The sequence below is a fragment of the Roseovarius lutimaris genome (genome assembly GCF_900115165.1).
In the GTDB taxonomy this organism is placed as follows: domain Bacteria; phylum Pseudomonadota; class Alphaproteobacteria; order Rhodobacterales; family Rhodobacteraceae; genus Roseovarius; species Roseovarius lutimaris.
The window spans coordinates 1-16,308 of record NZ_FOVP01000041.1 but is presented as its reverse complement, the minus strand read 5'-3'; the positions used below and the strand labels follow the sequence as shown (position 1 = coordinate 16,308).

19 protein-coding genes are annotated in these 16,308 nt (G+C 57.4%); 9 read left to right on the top strand and 10 right to left on the bottom strand.

Translation table 11 applies throughout. From position 1 onward, the window contains the following. Positions 1-172: 172 nt before the first annotated feature. Positions 173-934: an NAD kinase gene (locus BMZ91_RS20040; protein ID WP_092842366.1), complete on the bottom strand. Its 762-nt coding sequence runs from the start codon at positions 932-934 to the stop codon at positions 173-175. A gap of 175 nt (positions 935-1,109) precedes the next feature. Between BMZ91_RS20040 and glyA the strand changes: the two genes are divergently transcribed. Then, complete coding sequence (gene glyA, locus BMZ91_RS20035; RefSeq protein ID WP_092842364.1) at positions 1,110-2,417, top strand: serine hydroxymethyltransferase; 1,308 nt, start codon at positions 1,110-1,112, stop codon at positions 2,415-2,417. Positions 2,418-2,519: 102 nt separating this feature from the next. On the opposite strand, the gene BMZ91_RS20030 is transcribed toward glyA, so the two are convergent. Continuing rightward, on the bottom strand, positions 2,520-2,948 hold the full coding sequence (locus tag BMZ91_RS20030) for an RrF2 family transcriptional regulator (RefSeq protein WP_092842363.1): 429 nt from the start codon (positions 2,946-2,948) through the stop codon (positions 2,520-2,522). Between the two features lie 81 nt (positions 2,949-3,029). Here BMZ91_RS20030 and BMZ91_RS21570 point away from each other — a divergent pair, with 81 nt between their 5' ends. Together BMZ91_RS21570 and BMZ91_RS20025 are read left to right on the top strand one after the other, a co-directional pair. After that, a complete protein-coding gene (locus tag BMZ91_RS21570; RefSeq protein ID WP_177193941.1) occupies positions 3,030-3,185 on the top strand; it encodes a hypothetical protein in 156 nt (51 codons plus the stop codon). After that, a complete protein-coding gene (locus BMZ91_RS20025; protein WP_092842362.1) occupies positions 3,185-3,628 on the top strand; it encodes a group III truncated hemoglobin in 444 nt (147 codons plus the stop codon). Before BMZ91_RS21570 ends, BMZ91_RS20025 begins: the two co-directional genes overlap by 1 nt. 84 nt (positions 3,629-3,712) lie before the next feature. Here the strand turns inward: BMZ91_RS20025 and BMZ91_RS20020 are convergent, their stop codons facing one another. Then, a complete protein-coding gene (locus BMZ91_RS20020; protein ID WP_092842361.1) occupies positions 3,713-4,087 on the bottom strand; it encodes a hypothetical protein in 375 nt (124 codons plus the stop codon). Positions 4,088-4,177: 90 nt separating this feature from the next. Here BMZ91_RS20020 and BMZ91_RS20015 point away from each other — a divergent pair, with 90 nt between their 5' ends. Then, entirely contained in the window at positions 4,178-4,933 is a 756-nt protein-coding gene (locus BMZ91_RS20015; RefSeq protein ID WP_092842360.1) for an alpha/beta fold hydrolase, read from the top strand. On the opposite strand, the gene BMZ91_RS20010 is transcribed toward BMZ91_RS20015, so the two are convergent. The 3 genes from BMZ91_RS20010 to BMZ91_RS20000 form a co-directional block, all read right to left on the bottom strand. Beyond that, entirely contained in the window at positions 4,934-5,119 is a 186-nt protein-coding gene (locus tag BMZ91_RS20010) for a CTP synthetase (RefSeq protein ID WP_092842359.1), read from the bottom strand. It lies immediately after the preceding gene. A 152-nt stretch (positions 5,120-5,271) separates the two neighbouring features. After that, positions 5,272-5,514 carry a hypothetical protein gene (locus BMZ91_RS20005; protein WP_092842358.1) on the bottom strand — a complete coding sequence of 81 codons (243 nt, stop codon included), beginning with the start codon at positions 5,512-5,514 and terminating at the stop codon, positions 5,272-5,274. Between the two features lie 100 nt (positions 5,515-5,614). After that, positions 5,615-6,124 (bottom strand): PhnA domain-containing protein, encoded by a 510-nt coding sequence (locus BMZ91_RS20000; protein WP_092842357.1) that lies wholly within the window; start codon positions 6,122-6,124, stop codon positions 5,615-5,617. A 177-nt stretch (positions 6,125-6,301) separates the two neighbouring features. On the opposite strand from BMZ91_RS20000, the gene BMZ91_RS21565 reads away from it, so the two are divergent. The 3 genes from BMZ91_RS21565 to BMZ91_RS19990 all read left to right on the top strand — a co-directional run bounded on the left by BMZ91_RS21565 (position 6,302) and on the right by BMZ91_RS19990 (position 8,074). Continuing rightward, positions 6,302-6,457, top strand: coding sequence for a hypothetical protein (locus tag BMZ91_RS21565; RefSeq protein WP_177193940.1), 156 nt, complete (start codon positions 6,302-6,304; stop codon positions 6,455-6,457). 63 nt (positions 6,458-6,520) lie between these two features. After that, entirely contained in the window at positions 6,521-7,006 is a 486-nt protein-coding gene (locus BMZ91_RS19995; protein WP_092842356.1) for an REP-associated tyrosine transposase, read from the top strand. 222 nt (positions 7,007-7,228) lie between these two features. After that, a complete protein-coding gene (locus tag BMZ91_RS19990) occupies positions 7,229-8,074 on the top strand; it encodes an FRG domain-containing protein (protein WP_177193939.1) in 846 nt (281 codons plus the stop codon). Positions 8,075-8,090: 16 nt separating this feature from the next. Here the strand turns inward: BMZ91_RS19990 and lepA are convergent, their stop codons facing one another. Next, a complete protein-coding gene (gene lepA, locus BMZ91_RS19985) occupies positions 8,091-9,890 on the bottom strand; it encodes a translation elongation factor 4 (RefSeq protein WP_092842354.1) in 1,800 nt (599 codons plus the stop codon). Positions 9,891-10,394: 504 nt separating this feature from the next. Here lepA and gatB point away from each other — a divergent pair. Next, positions 10,395-11,906: an Asp-tRNA(Asn)/Glu-tRNA(Gln) amidotransferase subunit GatB gene (gene gatB, locus BMZ91_RS19980; RefSeq protein WP_092842365.1), complete on the top strand. Its 1,512-nt coding sequence runs from the start codon at positions 10,395-10,397 to the stop codon at positions 11,904-11,906. Positions 11,907-11,947: 41 nt separating this feature from the next. Here gatB and cas2 read toward each other — a convergent pair whose 3' ends face one another. The 3 genes from cas2 to cas9 all read right to left on the bottom strand — a co-directional run bounded on the left by cas2 (position 11,948) and on the right by cas9 (position 14,776). Further along, a complete protein-coding gene (cas2, locus tag BMZ91_RS19975) occupies positions 11,948-12,271 on the bottom strand; it encodes a CRISPR-associated endonuclease Cas2 (RefSeq protein ID WP_245736499.1) in 324 nt (107 codons plus the stop codon). A 27-nt stretch (positions 12,272-12,298) separates the two neighbouring features. Then, positions 12,299-12,685, bottom strand: coding sequence for a CRISPR-associated endonuclease Cas1 (locus BMZ91_RS19970; protein WP_245736498.1), 387 nt, complete (start codon positions 12,683-12,685; stop codon positions 12,299-12,301). 81 nt (positions 12,686-12,766) lie between these two features. Continuing rightward, positions 12,767-14,776, bottom strand: coding sequence for a type II CRISPR RNA-guided endonuclease Cas9 (cas9, locus tag BMZ91_RS19965; RefSeq protein ID WP_092842352.1), 2,010 nt, complete (start codon positions 14,774-14,776; stop codon positions 12,767-12,769). 440 nt (positions 14,777-15,216) lie between these two features. Here cas9 and BMZ91_RS19960 point away from each other — a divergent pair, with 440 nt between their 5' ends. Beyond that, the gene (locus tag BMZ91_RS19960; RefSeq protein WP_092842351.1) at positions 15,217-16,260 is read left to right on the top strand and encodes a patatin-like phospholipase family protein; all 1,044 of its coding nucleotides are present in this window, start codon (positions 15,217-15,219) and stop codon (positions 16,258-16,260) included. Positions 16,261-16,308: the final 48 nt, after the last annotated feature.

Here is a 16,308-nt window from a genome sequence, read left to right as displayed (position 1 = left end):
GCAAACTAGCCAAGATCTTTCCTGCACCGCAGCAAACGCGCAAAGCCTGATAAGAAAGGCGCTCGCGCCCACATTTGGATGCTACTTTCTGCACCAGAAACACGGTGTTTTTCCACAGAATCGGCTCGAAGCCGCCATCCAAAGGTTTCAGCCAACGAACAGGTCCGCGCCCTCAGGTGAACTGTTCGCGCAACAGGCGCTCTTCAAGGCCGTGGCCGGCATCGAACAAAAGACGGTGCGAAATCCGGGCCTCGGATTTGATCTCGACCCAGATCACGTCTTCCACCCAGCGGCTGTCGGCATCGGCCATGACCGGGCGTTTGTCGGCTTCGATCACGTCAAAGCGCACCACGGCGGCCTTGGGCAACAGCGCCCCGCGCCAGCGGCGCGGCCGGAACGCCGCCACCGCCGTCAGCGCAAGAACATCCGAGCCGATCGGCAGGATCGGGCCATGTGCGCTATTGTTATAGGCGGTCGATCCGGCGGGGGTGGCGACAAGCGCGCCGTCGCAAACCAGTTCCTGCATGCGCATTCGCCCGTCGATGCTGATGCGCAGCTTGGCGGCCTGCGGCCCGGCGCGCAAAAGCGAAACCTCGTTGATCGCAAGCGCGGTGTGGATCTTGCCATCACGGGATTCGGCGCGCATCGACAGTGGATTGATCACCTCTTCCACGGCGGCCTCAAGCCGGTCCAGCAGGTCATCTTCGCCATATTCGTTCATCAAAAAGCCGACCGTGCCACGGTTCATCCCGTAAACCGGAATGTCGAGGTTTTGCGTGCGATGCAGCGTATGCAGCATGAACCCGTCACCGCCAAGCGCCACGATCACATCAGCCTCGGCCTCGGGGGTCTGGCCAAAGCGCAGGACAAGCGCGTCAAGCGCGGTCTGTGCGGTGGGCGCATCGCTGGCGAAAAAGGCAATCTTGCGGGTCATGCGGCGGCGGTCCTGTTTCCAAAGGGCGATGTCATGGCGCGGATCGAACCATAAATTCACCCCATAGACCAGACATGCCGGTCTGTCGTCGGGTTTTGTCGCTTTACATTCTTTCAAAGCCTCCGGGTTTCCTATAGGAAATCCATCAAATTCACCCCTTTTCGGAGTTGTCAAAATGCCCCATGATGGAAACCAGCCTGTTGCAGACCAAGGCTTTTTCACCGAATCCCTGTCCTCCCGCGACCCGGAGCTTTTCGGTTCGATCACGGCCGAGCTTGGCCGTCAGCGCGACGAGATCGAGCTTATTGCCTCAGAGAACATTGTTTCTGCCGCCGTGATGCAAGCACAGGGCAGCGTGATGACCAATAAATACGCCGAAGGCTATCCCGGTCGGCGCTATTATGGTGGCTGCCAATATGTTGATATCGCAGAGAATCTGGCGATTGAGCGGGCCTGCAAGCTGTTTGGCTGTGACTTTGCCAACGTTCAGCCCAACTCGGGTAGCCAAGCCAACCAGGGCGTGTTTCAGGCGCTGTTGACGCCCGGCGATACCATCCTCGGCATGAGCCTTGATGCCGGGGGTCACCTGACCCACGGCGCGGCGCCCAACCAGTCGGGCAAATGGTTCAACGCCATTCAATACGGTGTGCGCAAACAGGATAACCTGATTGATTACGATCAGGTTCAGGCGCTTGCGACCGAGCATAAACCCAAGATGATCATTGCGGGCGGCTCTGCCATTCCGCGCCAGATCGACTTTGCCAGGATGCGCGAAATTGCCGATAGCGTTGGCGCCTATTTGCACGTGGACATGGCGCATTTTGCCGGTCTGGTGGCGGCGGGCGAACATCCCAGCCCCTTCCCGCATGCGCATGTGGCGACCACCACCACGCATAAAACCCTGCGCGGCCCGCGCGGTGGCATGATCGTGACCAATGACGAGGCGCTGGCGAAAAAGTTCAACTCGGCGATCTTTCCGGGCATTCAGGGTGGCCCCTTGATGCATGTCATCGCCGCCAAGGCGGTTGCCTTTGGCGAGGCGCTGCGCCCCGAGTTCAAGACCTATATTCAGCAGGTGATCAAGAACGCTCAGGCGCTTTCCGATCAGTTGATCAAGGGTGGTCTTGATACGGTCACGCATGGCACCGACACGCATGTTGTCCTGGTCGATCTGCGCCCCAAGGGTGTCACCGGCAATATCGTGGACAAGGCCCTGGGCCGCGCGCATATCACCTGCAACAAGAACGGCGTGCCGTTTGATCCCGAAAAGCCGACCGTGACCAGCGGTATTCGCCTAGGCTCGCCTGCCGGTACGACCCGCGGCTTTGGCGAGGATGAATTCCGCCAGATCGCCGATTGGATCATCGAGGTGGTTGATGGTCTGGCCGCCAATGGCGAAGAGGGCAACGGCGCCGTTGAGGCAAAGGTTAAGGGTGAAGTCGCGGCCATGTGCGCCCGCTTCCCGCTTTATCCGAACCTCTGAGGTCTTCCGCTTGAGAGACAAAACCCCGCGTGGCCGATGCCGCGCGGGGTTTTTTGATGCGGGTGCCATGATTGGCCTAGGGTATTCGCCGGCAGATGCCGGTCACGCATCAAGCAATGCGGCAAGGGCACGTCGCGAACGTGTCACATCGGCCAGCGTATAGCGGTCGAGCGTCGCAAAGAACGCCTCCTGCGCCTCTGCCAAAGGCTCGCGCAACCCACAGGCGGGCAGGATAAGGCAGGATTTGTCTATCCCGAAACATTCCACCACCGGATCATTGCGCTTCATCGCGCGCACGACATCGCCGATGCGGATCTGCTCCGCCGGACGCGCCAGGGTAAGCCCGCCTTTGCGGCCTCTTTCCGAGGCGGCAAACCCCTCATTGGCAAGCTGGGTCGCGACCTTCGATAAGTGGTGTTCGGACAGCCCATGCAAGGCCGCGATCTCTGAGGTGGGCACCCGTGCGGGCGCACGTACCGCTAGTGTCATAAGGACGCGCAGGGCGTAATCGGTGAATTTGTCCAGTCGCATGCCGTTAATTTAGCATTTACAATGCGCAATTAAAAGCGGTATATAATGCGCATCATGAATACCTGTTAAGGAGTCTGCCAAATGACCCTGTCCGAAGCATTTCTATGGCCCGGAACCAAAGCTTGCGAACGTCTGGGGGTTGACCCGGAAGGCGAGGCGGGTCTGATCCGCTGGATGGTGAACACGCTCGTTTATCTTGTGCTGAGCCTGCTTGTCGTCTGGTTCGTCGTGGTGTGATGATGCCCCCGCGCATCCCCGTCACAGAGGCGCAGATCGACCGGGTCGTGTCGCAGTTTTATGCGCGCGTTCGGGCGCACCCGGCGCTTGGGCCAATCTTTGCCGCACATATAGAAGACTGGCCCGCGCATGAAGAAAAGATCGGGCGGTTCTGGCGCAACGCCCTGCTGCTGCAACGCTGTTATGATGGCAACCCGATGCAGGCCCATATGGCGGCGGGGAACGTCAAGACCCAGCATTTTCCGGTTTGGCTGTCGCTGTTTGACGCGGTGCTGGAGCAAGAGTTGCCACCGCCATTGGCACAGGCCTGGTCGGCGCTTGTCCACCGGATCGGGCGCGGGTTGAGCTATGGGTTGCCGCAGGAAGACGGCAAGGCCCAGATGCCGTATCTGGGCGAGGCATGGACCAAGAAAGCCCCTGTTTCGGCGCAGTCGGGAGAGTGAAAGCCGCATCTCCTGCTGCTGTCTGAACGTCTTATGGCCCCGTCTCTCTTCTGTTTTCAAAGCAAAATGCGCGCTTACAAGGGCTTACATGGCGCCTTGCCACTTTATTACCAGAACCAGCAGGATCACCAGAAGGGCAAGGTTCAGAACCACGCCCCCAAAGAGCCGCAGAATGGCGGTCTTGCGGTCTTCCTTGGGGTCGATGGTGTCAAGATGGGCATGCAGGTCGGCAAAGGCGGCGTTGACCTGTGAGATATCCAGTACCCGCGCAAGTTTGGGGTGGGCCATCCAGTCCTGCGCGCCAAGCACGATCGCACCGGCGCGGCGTTGCCGTTTCGGGAGGCGGCGCCCGGCACGGCGCAATTGCGCCTCAAGTGTGCGCCCGCGCAGGCGCATCCGCTCGCGCAGGGCGGTTTGCAGCCGCTCAAGCCTGGTATTGAAATCATCGGTGTCGATCACATTGGTGGTCTCCTGAGAATAGTCTAGCCGTTCGGGGCGTGCCGCTCAATAGGGCTGGTCCTTGGCGGATCGGGGCGATATTCAGGGGTCATGTTGAATATGATCGAACATGGGGCGCGCACCGACGCCCCCGGATTGCTTATCGCGCACGGGCTATATGGGTCGGGGCGCAATTGGGGTGTGATCGCCAAGCGGCTGTCCGACACCCGCCACGTGGTCGCGGTGGACATGCGCAACCACGGCGCAAGTGCCTGGCAGGACACCCAATCCTATACCGATATGGCCGGTGATCTGGCCGAGGTTCTGGAACAGCTTGAGGGGCCTTATGATGTGCTTGGCCACTCGATGGGCGGCAAGGCGGCGATGGTGCTTGCACTGACGCGGCCCGATCTTGTGAACCGCCTTGTCGTGGCCGATATCGCGCCGGTGGCCTATGAGCACACGCAAATCCACTATATCAAGGCGATGAAGGCGGTCGATCTGAGCGTGGTGACCAAACGCTCTGACGCGGGCGAGCAATTGCTGGGGCTGGTGGATAACCCCGATCTGGTGCCGTTCTTTCTTCAGGCGCTTGACGTCAAGAACAAGCGTTGGCTTTTGAACCTTGATGTGCTGGAACGGGACATGCCGCATATCCTTGGCTTTCCCGACCTTTCAACGGCTTACGAGGGCAAGACGCTGTTCCTGTCGGGGGCGATGTCGGACTATGTCAAACGCGACGACCGCCCTCGGATCAAGGCCCTGTTCCCGGCGGCTCAATTCGCCAAGATTCCCGGCGCGGGGCATTGGCTTCATGCCGAAAAGCCGCGCGAGTTCGAGGCTGCTGTGCGCACCTGGCTGGGCTGATCACTGGTTTTCGTAGATCATTTTCGTCACCACCCAGGTCGCTGGAATGGCGATCAAAAACCCAAGCAGCGCCGCGATCAGAATCGGGGTCATGGTATCCTGCCCCATCACAAGCGCCACAATGATGGCCGACCCGGCAAGGGTAGACCCGATGAACAGATGCAAAATCAAACCAAGCCGGAGCATGGGATCCTCCTAAGACTAAACCTGCGTCGCCAGAGGGGTATTGCAAAACTTTGCCTACCGCACCTTGATCCATGTCAGCCCGCGAAATCATCAAGGGCGCGGGTCGCGAGGGTAAAATACCGACGAAGCCCGCGCCACGGTAACCTGACGGATCAGTTGATGCCCAGAATGGCCTTGGCTTTGGCCAGCGTATCGACGGCGCCCTGATGATCGCCGCTGTTATGCAGCGTTTCTCCCTCGGCCCTCAGGCTCTGAACCTCTGAAAGCTGTGCCTCGGACAGGGTTGTTCCCTCGGCAAGGGCGGCATCAATCTCGCCCATGTCCATCGGGCAGTGAAAAGCAAAAGCCGGGGCTGACATCAGGCACAGGGCGGTGGCAAGTGTAAGGTGTTTCATCACATCTCTCCTTCTGGATGACAGATGCGATAATCTACCATGCATTGGCCCTGCGTTCATTCTATCCCGAGGCAACCGGGCGCGCACGGCCAAAACCCGCTTAGCGCTTTTTGACGAACTCGGTCAGGATCACGATCCGCTGGCCTTCGACCCGACCCTCGATATGCGCAGGGTTGTCGGCGACAAGCGAGATGCGGTGCACGGCGGTGCCGCGCTTGGCGGTAAAGCCGCCGCCCTTGACCGGCAGATCCTTGATCAGAACAACGGTGTCACCCTGGGCAAGGGGCACGCCGTTGCTGTCCTTGTGATCGCTGGCCTGCGGCAGGTTCTCGGCCCAGGCACGGGTGTCATCGTCAAGCCAGAGTTGATCGGCCAGATCACGGGCCCAGTCCTGATCGGCGAGGCGCGCCAGCATGCGCGCGGCCATGACCTGGGTCGCGGGGTTTTCGGACCACATGGTCGAGGCCAGCGCGCGCCAGTGATCGGGCTCGGGCGTGCCATTGATCTGCGCCTCGCAAATGCCGCAAATCTCGACGCTGGCCCCGTCGGGGCCGCCGGTGACGGCAAAAGAAGACAAGGGGGCATCGGCAGAGCAAAGGGCGCAAGGCATGGCGGCATATCCAAAAGTTGTTGTTTGGTTGCGGTATAGGCCGATTGTAGGGTGGGTGGAACCCACGCTCTGAACAGATGTCAAAAACGGCGTGGCGCCCGCATAGGTGATGTCAGACAGATCACGGCTGTGCTAGAGATGTGAGGGATTGATTTTGATACCCTCAGGAGAGCAGACATGAAACTACCCCCTTTGGTCATTGCGACCCTTGCCATTGGCACTCTGGCCCTTTCGGGCTGTGCCCCCGTCGTCCTTGCCGGCATGGGCGCTGGCACGGTCGTGGCCGTGGATAAGGCGAGCGAGGATAAAAAGGGCGGTGACGGGATTTTTTAAGAAAGAGCGTGGGTTTCACCCACCCTACACGTTAAATTAACCAATGTGCGGAACGATACCGGCATGTCTCGGTATCGACGTCTCCTTGTTCCGGGTGGAACGTATTTCTTTACTGTTGCCCTTGCCAATCGCGGGGCCAGCACGCTTGTGGATGAGATCGACCTGCTCCGCTCTGTTTATGGGGCCGTTGTCGCGCACCATCCAGTGATCTGCGAGGCGATGGTTGTTCTGCCTGATCACATTCATGCGGTATGGACATTGCCAGCAGGTGACGCCGATTTTTCAATCCGGTGGAAAAAGATCAAGGGCGTGTTTTCGCAACATTGCAGGGCGCAAGGGCAGGTCAGCCCAAGCAAGGCCCGCCGGGGCGAGAAAGGCATCTGGCAACGCCGGTTTTGGGAGCATGCGATCCGCGATAGCGCCGATTTCCAGACCCATGTGGCGTATTGTCATTTCAATCCGGTGAAACACGAGTTGGCCGAACGCCCCGAGGATTGGCCATACTCCACCGTGCATCGCGACATGCGCGAGGGCCGTTATGTGGCGTAGGGTGGGTGCAACCCACGCGTTGTGACGGATATCAAGGCGGAGCGGGTTGATATGGAGGACGCGTGGGTTGCACCCACCCTACGCTTGCTATGTTGCAACAAGAAATTATGAGCCGATTGTTTAACGTGTAGACAGCAACCACTCAATGCGACACTCTTCTGTTGAATCGAGATTGGCAAAGGCAACCTAATGAGGAAGACAATTAGCCAAGAAGTACGATCTGTGTCCGACTATATCGAGAAGCTTTCAACCATTGGCTCGATGGGTGTGAATATTTACTTCAGGGGCCACAAAGATGAAAGATATCGAATTCAGCCATCTGTCTTCAGAAAAGACTTAATGGTAAAGAAGTCAGAAAACATAATCCTCCGTGAGTTGATGTCGTTTCACCCAGAGGAGTTTGTGGGACACCGAAGCGCATTTGAAAGCCTTGTTCAGGCGCAACACCATGGGCTGCCAACTCGCCTTTTAGATGTTTCTTTAAGTTCGATCGCGGGTCTTTTCTTCGCTACAGAAGCAAACGACGATGGCACAGACACGGTAGATGGAGCGGTAATCCGATTCGATGTTGATAGTACTCGTATTAAGGGTTTTGAGAGTGATACCCTCAGTTGCATCTGCAATTTAGCCAAACTGAACCACGCAGAAAAGGAGGAGATTCGTAGTTTCATAATGCTTGAGCGGAAAAGGAAGGATCTTGTTAAGAAAATTAATGTGGATGAGTTCAATGAGTTGGAAGCCGTGCGACGACTTGTACAATTTGTTCGGCAAGAAAAACCGTACTTTGAAAATAAAATTCAGCCTATAGATTTATATAGTAACTATCTGGCTTTGCCGATGCGGAACAACAAAAGGATCACAGCTCAATCGGGGGCGTTTATTGTTTCCGGTGTCCTCTCACACTTAGCTAAGTCTTCAAAGTTTTCTATGAAGAAATTTGTTGTCCCAAAGAAGCTGAAACCTCTTTTTCGCGAGGAGCTTGACCGCATGGGAGTCAATCGAATGACGATGTTTCCTGATCTTCAAAGCTCAGCCAAATACATAACCAGTAAACATAAATCCCCATAATTTGCTGCGAAATAGCTTAACTATCCATCTTCAACGCCGAAATAAACGCCTCTTGCGGGATATCCACTTTCCCGAACTGGCGCATTTTCTTCTTCCCGGCCTTCTGCTTTTCCAGCAGCTTTTTCTTGCGGGTTGCGTCGCCGCCATAGCATTTGGCGGTCACGTCCTTGCGCATGGCTGACAATGTCTCGCGGGCGATGACCTTGCCGCCGATGGCCGCCTGGATCGGGATCTTGAACATGTGGCGCGGGATCAGCTCTTTGAGCTTTTCCACCATTGCGCGGCCCCGCATATCGGCCCGGTCGCGGTGGACCATCATCGACAGCGCATCAACCGGCTCGTCATTGACCAGAATGGACATCTTGACAAGAAGGTCCTCGCGGTAGCCCTCCATCTGGTAATCAAACGAGGCATAGCCCTTGGTCACCGATTTCAGCCGGTCATAGAAATCAAACACCACCTCGTTGAGCGGCAGGTCATAAACCACCATCGCGCGGCTGCCCGCATAGGTCAGGTCAAGCTGAATACCGCGGCGATCCTGGCAAAGTTTCAGCACATCGCCGAGATATTCATCCGGCACCAGGATGGTCGCCTTGATGCGCGGCTCTTCAATGTGATCGACATAGGTCAGGTCGGGCATGTCGGCGGGGTTGTGCAGCGGTTCCATCGTGCCGTCTTTCATGAAGACGTGATAGATCACCGAGGGCGCGGTGGTGATCAGCTCGATATCATATTCGCGCTCGATCCGGTCGCGGATCACCTCAAGGTGCAGCAGGCCGAGGAACCCGCAGCGAAAGCCAAAGCCAAGCGCGGCCGAGGTTTCCATCTCGTAGCTGAAGCTCGCATCGTTCAGCGCCAGCTTTTCAATCGCTTCGCGCAGATCCTCGAATTCGGAACTGTCGACCGGGAACAGGCCACAGAACACCACCGGCACCGAGGGTTTGAAGCCGGGCAGGGGCGTGTCGCAGGGCGCCTTGTCATGGGTGATGGTATCGCCGACCTTGGTATCGCGCACCTGTTTGATCGAGGCGGTGATAAAGCCGATTTCGCCGGGGCCGAGGCTCTCGACCTTTTCCATCTTGGGGCGAAACACGCCGATCCGTTCGACCCCATGCACCGAGCCGTTTTGCATCATGCGCACCCGGTCGCCCTTTTTCAGGATACCGTCCATGATCCGCACCAGCACGACCACGCCGAGGTATGAATCGTACCAGCTATCGACCAGCATCGCCTTGAGTGGCGCATTTGCGTCACCGGTGGGGGCGGGCAGATGGGCGACAATCGCCTCAAGCGTTTCGGGAATGCCGACGCCGGTCTTGGCCGAGACCCGGATCGCGCCGCTGGCATCAATGCCGATCACATCCTCGATCTGCTCGGCAACGCGATCACACTCAGAGGCGGGCAGGTCGATCTTGTTGAGCACCGGGATAAGCTCGTGACCCGCGTCAATCGCCTGATAGACATTGGCAAGAGTCTGGGCCTCGACGCCTTGCGTGCTGTCGACAACCAGAAGGCTGCCCTCTACGGCGCGCATGCTCCGGCTGACCTCATAGGCGAAATCGACGTGGCCGGGGGTGTCGATCAGGTTGAGAACATAGGTCTCGCCGTTCTGCGCCTTATAGTCGATGCGAACGGTATTGGCCTTGATGGTAATCCCGCGCTCGCGCTCGATATCCATCGCATCAAGCATCTGCTCTTTCATATCGCGGTCCTGTACCGTTCCGGTCGATTGGATCAACCGGTCAGCCAGCGTGGATTTCCCGTGGTCGATATGCGCCACGATCGAAAAATTGCGGATATGTGCGAGGTCTGTCATGGATTGGGATATGTATGGGAATTGGGGGTTGGTCAAGGTGGGATCACGCATGATCAACTAAGCCTTAACGGTCCAAAGTGGCGGAGATATGAGTTTGGCGACGAATGTAGAGAATACACTGGTCCGGTGGATTGAGACGCAGAATGTGCACGCTGTGAGAAGATTGGTGTTTTTCTGGCAACTACGGAACTGCCTTAAACTTGGTGAGGCTATTTCTGAAGACCAAGGTTGGTTAGAATTTGGGTACTTTTCAACCTTCAGGTTTATTCTCACCTATGGTGTATTCGCCAAGTTTCAGGATGGAACGACAAACGAAGCTGCGAAAAAGGTCTATGAATCCCGAAAGGTTAACCGACGTTTGAAATCTTACCGCACACGCGTGGGTTTCACCCACCCTACGCATACCGGAACAGCTGATCCCGGCAATTGGCAAATCCCTTTCCGGCTTGCCCCCTTGCGCGGGCTGTCCTAAAACGCGGGCGTTGACAAACCCGGAGCGAGATGATGCTGGACCTGACCTATGAAGCGCCCAAACCGCGCGTGATCGCAGGCGCGAAACATGATTGGGAGCTGGTGATCGGCATGGAGGTGCATGCCCAGGTCGCCTCGAAGGCCAAGCTTTTCTCCGGCGCCTCGACGCAATTTGGCGCCGAGCCGAATTCGAACGTGGCCTTTGTGGATGCGGCGATGCCGGGCATGTTGCCGGTAATCAACGAATTCTGCGTCGAACAGGCGGTGCGCACCGGCCTTGGCCTCAAGGCGAAAATCAACCTCTGGTCGGCGTTTGACCGCAAGAATTACTTTTACCCCGATCTGCCGCAGGGCTATCAGATTTCACAGCTTTATCACCCGCTTGTCGGTGAGGGTGAAATTCTCGTCGATATGGCGCCGGGGATCGCGCGGCTTGTGCGGATCGAGCGTATTCACATGGAGCAGGACGCCGGCAAATCCATCCACGACATGGACCCGACGATGTCGTTTGTCGATCTCAACCGCACCGGTGTCTGCCTGATGGAGATCGTCAGCCGCCCCGATATTCGCGGCCCCGAAGAGGCCGCCGCCTATGTCACCAAGATGCGCCAGATCCTGCGCTATCTGGGCACCTGCGATGGCAATATGCAAAACGGCAACCTGCGCGCCGATGTGAACGTATCGATCTGTCGGCCCGGTCAATACGAGAAATACATGGAAACCCAGGATTTCGCGCATCTCGGCACGCGCTGTGAAATCAAGAACATGAACTCGATGCGCTTTATTCAGGCCGCGATCGAGGTCGAGGCCCGCCGCCAAATCGCGATTGTCGAGGGTGGTGGCGAGGTGGTGCAGGAAACCCGGCTTTACGATCCCGACAAGAACGAAACCCGCTCGATGCGCTCAAAGGAAGAGGCGCATGATTACCGCTATTTCCCCGATCCCGACCTGCTTCCTCTGGAGATTGATCAGGCCTGGGTCGACGAGATCGCCGCGCGCCTGCCAGAGCTGCCGGATGAGAAAAAGGCGCGCTTTGTCAAAGAGTTCGGCCTGAGCGAATATGACGCCTCTGTGCTGACCGCCGATGTGGCCAACGCCGCCTTTTTCGACGCGGCGGCGCAGGGGCGCGATGGCAAGCAGACCGCGAACTGGGTGATCAACGAGCTGTTTGGCCGGTTGAAAAAGGACGATCTGGACATCACCCAGAGCCCGGTAACCCCGGCGCAACTGGGCGGAATCGTTGATCTTATCGGCTCGGATGCGATCAGCGGCAAGATTGCCAAGGACGTGTTCGAGATCGCCTATACCACGGGTCGCGATCCGGCCGAGATTGTCGAAACCGAAGGCATGAAACAGGTCACCGATACCGGCGCGATCGAGGCCGCGGTGGATCAGATCATCGCCGACAACCCCGCGCAGGTCGAAAAGGCCAAGGCCAATCCCAAGCTTGCGGGCTGGTTCGTCGGGCAGGTGATGAAGGCCACCGGCGGCAAGGCAAACCCCAAGGCCGTGAACCAGATCATCACGCAGAAACTGGGCCTTTAACCCAGCCCGCACGTTGCGGCTGGACTGTGAATTTTGAACGGCTACAATAGTTCTTCGGGTAAGGCCCTGATAATACAGGTTCTTATCCGAAGGCTATTCAAGGGTTTTGGCGCGAATCGCATCAGAACATCACCAGTATCGGGTAGATGACGTGAGATTCGCTTCACGCGTGTGGCAAAGGCCTCTTTGCCATTGACGAAGCGCGCATAAACCGAGAACTGGCTGCGTTCGAAGCCTTCATCACGCAAGAAATTTCGGAAATCACCGGCCGCTTTGCGCTGCGGTTTGGTATCAGTGGGGAGGTCAAACATCACAAGTACCCACATGAGACGGTATCCTGAAAGGAAGGTTGCGGGCTGGCTCATGTGCCCAATCCGGCCAGTGTCAGCGGCTCAGGGGGGCTCACCAATTGCCGCAAGTGCTGCGGCCTGCATCAGCACCTTTGCAGTCACAATCTGCTTCCAGGCCTGTTTGATCAGCGGTGTCTTGGCCTGCCATTGTGCGCGCATACGTGCGCCTTGCGCGTGGTGGCCCTCAATCGGTAACAAAACAGATTTTGGCGCGTGAATTGAGGAGCAGAGCACAACCGGCGCGCCGCGGCCTGCCAGTTCGCACAGAAGGGATGTGGACCAGGTTGTGCCATGGGCATGCACGATGACACCCGCGATCTGGTCAAGGGGCGTGCGCCCAATCTCTGTTCCGCCTTCGGAGACTTTCATGAATCCCCGGTCGCGCGACAGGTGGCGCCCATCGGTCGCAATGTCGATGATCTGATCCACTGGTTAGCCTTTCACGCCCCCATGCGAATCGCTAACACATTGGAGTATATATGTTATTCGTCAAAACACCGAATCAAGTTGCTACCTGGGTGGGCCGGGGTCGCGAATGCGGCCCATTTCATCGACGTGAATTCGACGCGCTTTGGCTTTGATGAGGGGGCCGGCACTCATCTGGATGAAACGGAAACTATCCGTTTTGTCGGAGTTGCGAGCATCGGCGTTTGCTTCTGTATGAGGGACCAGAAACAGGCCATTGGCAACGTCCAGTTTCTGGACATAGCAAATGATGATTTGCTCATTGCGCTCGATCGCCACCATATCACGCTTGTAAACGCGCAAAAGTCGTTTTGCAGCAGGATGGGGTTTGCGCTCGACCGTCGTTTGATGGGCTTCATATGTTGAAATAGCCTGTGGCTTGATCTTCCCGTCAGGGCAGCGCCAGATTTCGTAGCACTGATTGCTTCCAGCTTTGTAGGCTTTGAATGACGTGCCATTCTGATCCTGCACTTCGATCCGGGCGCTTTCCTGTAAGGTCTCTTCGAGCCGTACACGTCTGAGCCCGAAATACGGGTTGTCGCTGTTGTCGGGCAATTTGCGCGTGTTTGCGAAATCCAGCAGAGCGTTTTCGAACGCTTTTCCCTCCAGCCTGCGGGTGACACGCAGCAGATGCTTTTGCAGCTGTGGATCACGGATATTAGCACCGCGTGTCGTAACCCCGATATCATTTGGTTTCAGAGACATGAGCGGTTTGCGGCTAACCACCGTGCCCGCATCCGTCAGCCCATAGGCGGTGTCATTGTGTAACTGCCCGCTGGTGCTGTCTTTGCCTAACTTGCGCGCAGCCGGGTCGATGCGCCCATGGTCGGCGCGGTGGCTGACAATGATGCGCCGGATCCGGGCCGCGATATCGCCGCGAAAACCCTCCCACGGGGGTGGCACAGAGCGGGCAATCTCTTCGGCCCCGGCCTTTTCGTCGCGCTTTGCCATGTCGCTGATGCGTTTGATCAGGCTGCGGTCGGTGGCGGCGATAACGGCGGCATCAATGGCATGGTGCCGGTGGTCGGTACGGTTTTTGGCTTTGACAGTCTGAGCATCGCAGTCTGTCAGGGCTCCAAGGCCGTTCAGGCCCCAATGACGGCGCAGCATTTCGGTCAGACGACCGGGGACAACCCAGACATGGCTTTTGCCATCGCCGCCATTATAGAGCGCATCAAGGTAGCTGCGCGCGATGCGTGACAGATATTGCGTGTCTTTGAGCGCCCGGGCGGTGAAGTCATTCTCACCCTCGAATCGCTGTATCGCATCCGGGGCAAAGCGCCAGGATTTGTTGTCGGGCAGGTTTTTGAGATTGGCGGCAATGACCTCCCATTGCGGGGTATCGCCCCAAACCTCCCACGGTGTTTTGTTTGCCTTTTGCCGATTGGCTTCTTTCAGGCACAACGTACGGTTGGCAAAGCTGTCGTCCAATGTGCGCGAATAGGGCAGGATGTGATCAATATCGCAGGAGCCGTCAAACAGCATTGTCGCGCTGATCCGCTTGCCGGTATAGGGGCAATTCCGGGTCATTACATCATGGCCAAGGTCTTCCCACAGGCGCAGGATCATCCGGTTGGCACCGGTATCTTTCTGACCCAGATCCTCGACCAGCTTCTTGCCCCGCGCAATTGCCGCATCGGTGTTACGCTTGATGATTTTTTGCACCTCGCGTTTCTGGTCCTCGGACTGTTTCAGATCACGCGCAAGTTCAACGACGATCTCGTCGGGGCGACCATAGGTGCAAATGATCTTGTTCACCAGACGACGCAGCTGGTTCAGACCGATATGGACGGTCGGATTGGTGATACGGCCATAGCGGGTGATGTCATCGTCGGTCTTTATCCCGGTGCCCGAAATGACATGGCGATCCAGAATTTCGCCGTAGTACGGCAGGTTTTCCAACCCTTCCCCTGTAGGCCCGTCTGAATGACGCCAGCCGCAGGACGCAACAGCCTCATTATAGGTGCAGACATGATCCTCAAGTGCGGCAAATATCCGGGTTGTCGCGGTCAGACCAAGCCGCCCGTAGCCTTCGCGAACAAGACCAAGCCGCATCTAAAACTCCACAATCCCCTCGACAGGGGTGCATTCATCATAGCCAACTTAACTCAAAATAGCTCTTGCGAGGCAGAATGGCTCATGCGACGCTGAAAGCGTTCAAAATTCGCGGTCGAGCCGTTAACAAGCATTCGATTGCACCACATTGAAGCGCAGGCCACGGCCTGCGTTTTTCTTTTGCGTAGAATCGTATTCGGGCATTTGGGCCTTGCTGCACCCAATCCCGGTCGCGGCATGAACGGGTGGATGTCGCATGTTCGAGACGCTCAAAACCGGTTCCCGCTTTTGAATGACATGCTCAAAAAAACGGCTCGATACTGTTCAAGCGAACCGGATCACCTCTCGGGCCTATAGCCGGGTGGTGCATGGCTACCTGGCCTGATATCGCTATAAATGCAGAATAGCCCTTCCCCCTTTGGATGCAGGATAAAGTACCGATGAGCAAAACCACCAAAGCGATCAATCTGGCCTTGCAGGGCGGGGGCGCGCATGGCGCGTTCACTTGGGGGGTGCTCGATCACATTCTGGAAGACGGGCGCCTGAGTATCGCCGGGGTCTCGGGTACTTCGGCAGGGGCGATGAACGCCGTGGCCCTGGCCGACGGCTATACCCGCGACGGGCCGGACGGCGCGCGCGCGGCGCTTGATTATTTCTGGCGCTGCATGAGCAAGAGCGCGCAGCAAAGCCCGCTGCAACGCACCCCGATGGACCGTCTGACCGGCAACTGGGGGCTTGAGAACAACCCGTTTTACCACTTCATGAATGCGCTTTCCGGGGTTGCCTCGCCCTATCAGCTCAACCCGATGAACATCAATCCGCTGCGTGATCTGGTCGAGGAGAGCATTGATTTCGAGATGGTGCGCAAATGCACCGCGTTCAAACTTTTCATCTCGGCGACCAATGTCGAGACCGGCAAGGTCAAGGTCTTTCCACGTGACAAGCTGACCTCGGATATGGTCATGGCCTCGGCCTGTTTGCCAAGCCTTTATCAGGCGGTCGAGATCGACGGCGTACCGTATTGGGATGGCGGCTATATGGGCAATCCTTCGCTGTTCCCACTATATGGCGAGACTGAAACCGACGATATCGTGGTTGTCCAGATCAACCCGATCGAACGCAAGGGCGCGCCGCGCACGCCGCAGGAAATCGACAATCGCCTCAATGAAATCAGCTTTAATTCCAGCCTTCTCAAGGAATTGCGCGCGATTGATTTCGTGGATCGGCTGATCCGCGACGGCAAGCTTAGCACCGATCACTATCGCCCCGTGCGGGTGCATATCATGGAAAACGAGGACGCGCTCAAGCCGATGGGCGCCTCGTCGAAGATGAACGTGGAATGGGCCTTTCTGACCCGCCTGCGCGACATCGGGCGCGACACCGCCAAGGCCTGGCTCAAGACAAACTATGACGCGATCGGCAACAAAAGCACTGTCGATCTGCGCGCCATGTTTCAGGGGATCGGCGCCGAGCATCAGGGGTGAGGGGCGCAAACGCCCGGTTTATGAGCGGGCGTAAACATCCTCATAGCG